Raw genomic sequence first — 2,705 nt, 5'->3', positions numbered from 1 at the left:
CACCAAGGTGGGCCGGCTGCTGCGCCGCGACGGAGACCGTGCGCAGCAGCTGTGGGCCGAGCCGTCGGAGCCGGCCGGGGCGACGCCGGTCTTCGACTTCAGCGCGGCCGGCGTGCTGAGCTCGTACGCGGAGAGCCTGGACCGTCTCGGGCTGGACCGGGCCGACATCCTGCACGTGCACGATCCCGACGACCATTTCGACCAGGCCGTCGCCGAGGCGTTCCCAGCGCTGGCCGAGCTGCGCGCCGCGGGGCGGATCGGGGCGGTGTCGGCCGGCATGAACCAGGCCGCGATGCCGGCCGCTTTCGTGCGCGCCGGCCTGGTCGACTGCGTGCTGCTGGCCGGCCGCTTCACGCTGCTCGACCAGTCCGGCGCCGAGGAGCTGCTGCCACTGTGCGCCGACCGCGACGTCTCGGTGATCGTCGGTGGCGTCTTCAACTCCGGGGTGCTGGCCGACCCGCGGCCGGACGCGACCTACGACTACGCCCCCGCGCCCGCGGAGGTGATCGAGCGGGCGCGGGCCATCGCGGCGGTGTGCGCCCGGCACGGCGTGCCCCTGCGCGCGGCGGCCATCCAGTTCCCGCTGACCCATCCGGCCGTGGCGAGCGTGCTCGTCGGCGCGCGCTCCCCGGCGGAGGTCGAGGACGCGGTGCGGATGTCCCGCGTACCCGTCAAGCCCGCACTCTGGGCCGACCTTCGCGCGGACGGTCTGCTGACGTGATCGTCGACGCGCGCGGTCGGGTGGACAGCCAGCAGCCGGTGACGACCAAGGCGAACCCGGCGACCGTGCCCACGCCCACCGGCTCGTTCAGCAGCAGCACGCCGAGCAGGACGGCGACCACCGGGTTCGCGTAGGTGACCAGCCCGGCCCGGTTCGACCCGGCGATCGCGATCAGCTCGTAGAAGGCGAGCATCGCGACGGCGGTGCAGAAGATGCCGAGCGCGGCCAGCGCCAGCCAGGACCGGGCCGCGACCGGCTCGGCGGGCAGCGACATCAGGCCGAGCGGCGCGAGGATCACCGCACTGATCGACGTGGTGCCGGCCGCGAGCGCCTCCGGCGGGATGCCCTTGGCCCGGCGCTGCACCAGGATCGTGGCGACCGCGTAGCTGAGCGCCGCCAGCAGCACCATCGCGGCGCCGAGCAGACCCAGCCGGTCACCGGAGACGTCCAGCCCGACCAGCACGGCGACCCCCGCGAAGCCGACCGCCAGCCCGGCGACGCGGCCCGGCGAGAGCGGCTCGGTGCGCATCATCAGCAGCGCGATGGCCACCGGCTCGATGGCGATCAGCAGGCCGGTGAGCGAGGAGGTGATGTGCACCTCGCCGTACGTGATCAGCATGAACGGCACCACGACGTGCACCACCGCCACCGTGGCCACCAGCGGGATCCGGCCGCGCAGCGCACCCAGCGATCCACGCCGGGCGGCGATCGCCACCATGATCACGGCGCCGATCGCGACCCGCCCGGCCACCACGAGGCCGGGTGACAGGTCCTCGATGGCGACCTTGATGAGCAGGTAGGGGATGCCCCACAGGACGGAGACGAGGGTGAAGAGGACCCATGCGCGACGATTCACGAACCCAGACTCGCGCGGTACGGTGTGAAGCACTAGTCATGACCTGCTTGGCGCGTGTTAAGGAAATCTGATGATGGATGTCCGCCGGCTCCAGATCCTGGCCGAGGTCGCACGGCACGGCAGCATCAACCGGGCGGCCGCGTCGCTGCTGATCACCCCCTCCGCCGTCTCGCAGCAGATCAGCGCGCTCGAGCGCGCGCTGGGCACGCCCGCCATCGTGCGCAGCACCCGCGGCGTGACCCTGACGGACGCCGGCCGGCTGCTGGTGGAGACCGCCGAGGCGGTCACCGCCGAGCTGTCCCGGGCCGAGCGGGACCTCGGCCGTCTCGCAACGGCCGGCGCCGCCAAGCTGACCGTTGCGACCTTCACCAGCGGCGGCCAGCGGCTGCTGCCGGCCGCGCTGCGCCGCCTCGCCACCGAGCGGCCCGGCATCGAGCTGACCGTGCTGGAGCAGGAGCCGGAGGAGAGCCTGCCGCAGGTCCGATCCGGCGCCGCCGACCTCGCGCTCGTCTACAACTTCGACGGGCCACCGCCGGTCCGGCCGGGCGACCGCTCGGGTCTGCTGTGGACGCCCCTGATGGACGACCCGATGTTCGTGGTGTTCCCCGCCGACCACCCGCTCGCCGGCCGGGACAGCGTGACGATCGCCGAGCTGTCGGGTGAGCGCTGGGTGCACGGCTGCCTCGACATGGGCGACTCCCTCGACCACTACGCCGCGCTGGCCGGTTACGTGCCGGTGGTCGCCTGCCGCGGCACCGACTACGTCTTCGCCCAGTCGCTGGTCCGGGCCGGCGTGGGGATCAGCATGATCCCGCAGGTCGCCCTGGTCGGCGATCGGGGCGGCCTGGCCGCGGTGCCGCTCGAGCCGCCGGGCCCGACCCGCTACGTCGGCGTGGTGACCGCCCGGCGCCGCCGCCCCGACCCGCTCGTCGACGCCCTCCTGCGGACGCTGCAGGACACCGTGGCGGCGCTTCCGGCAGCCGTCTGACGAAGCGCGCAAGGCCCGGGCAAGCGCCCGGCAAGCACCACCGGGCAACGTCGCATCCGACAGACCAGGAGGCGACGATGAGTTACCCGACGACCAATGAGCTCGGCACCGTGCTGGGGATCTGGGCGCACCCCGACGAC

3 protein-coding genes are annotated in these 2,705 nt (G+C 73.6%); 2 read left to right on the top strand and 1 reads right to left on the bottom strand.

Features of this window, described 5'->3' with window-relative positions:
* On the top strand, positions 1–721 hold a 721-nt coding region (locus AB0M20_RS36675), incomplete at its 5' end, for an aldo/keto reductase (protein ID WP_364305286.1).
* Here the strand turns inward: AB0M20_RS36675 and AB0M20_RS36670 are convergent.
* Positions 672–1,577 (bottom strand): DMT family transporter, encoded by a 906-nt coding sequence (locus tag AB0M20_RS36670; RefSeq protein ID WP_364305284.1) that lies wholly within the window; start codon positions 1,575–1,577, stop codon positions 672–674. The genes AB0M20_RS36675 and AB0M20_RS36670 overlap by 50 nt on opposite strands.
* Before the next feature lie 70 nt (positions 1,578–1,647).
* Here AB0M20_RS36670 and AB0M20_RS36665 point away from each other — a divergent pair, with 70 nt between their 5' ends.
* Positions 1,648–2,565: a LysR family transcriptional regulator gene (locus tag AB0M20_RS36665; RefSeq protein ID WP_364305282.1), complete on the top strand. Its 918-nt coding sequence runs from the start codon at positions 1,648–1,650 to the stop codon at positions 2,563–2,565.
* The last annotated feature ends 140 nt before the right edge of the window (positions 2,566–2,705 follow it).

Source organism: Actinoplanes sp. NPDC051633, from assembly GCF_040681735.1.
In the GTDB taxonomy this organism is placed as follows: Bacteria; Actinomycetota; Actinomycetes; order Mycobacteriales; family Micromonosporaceae; genus Actinoplanes.
The sequence above is the reverse complement of the archived record's forward strand: the minus strand, read 5'-3'. Positions and strand labels throughout refer to the sequence as shown.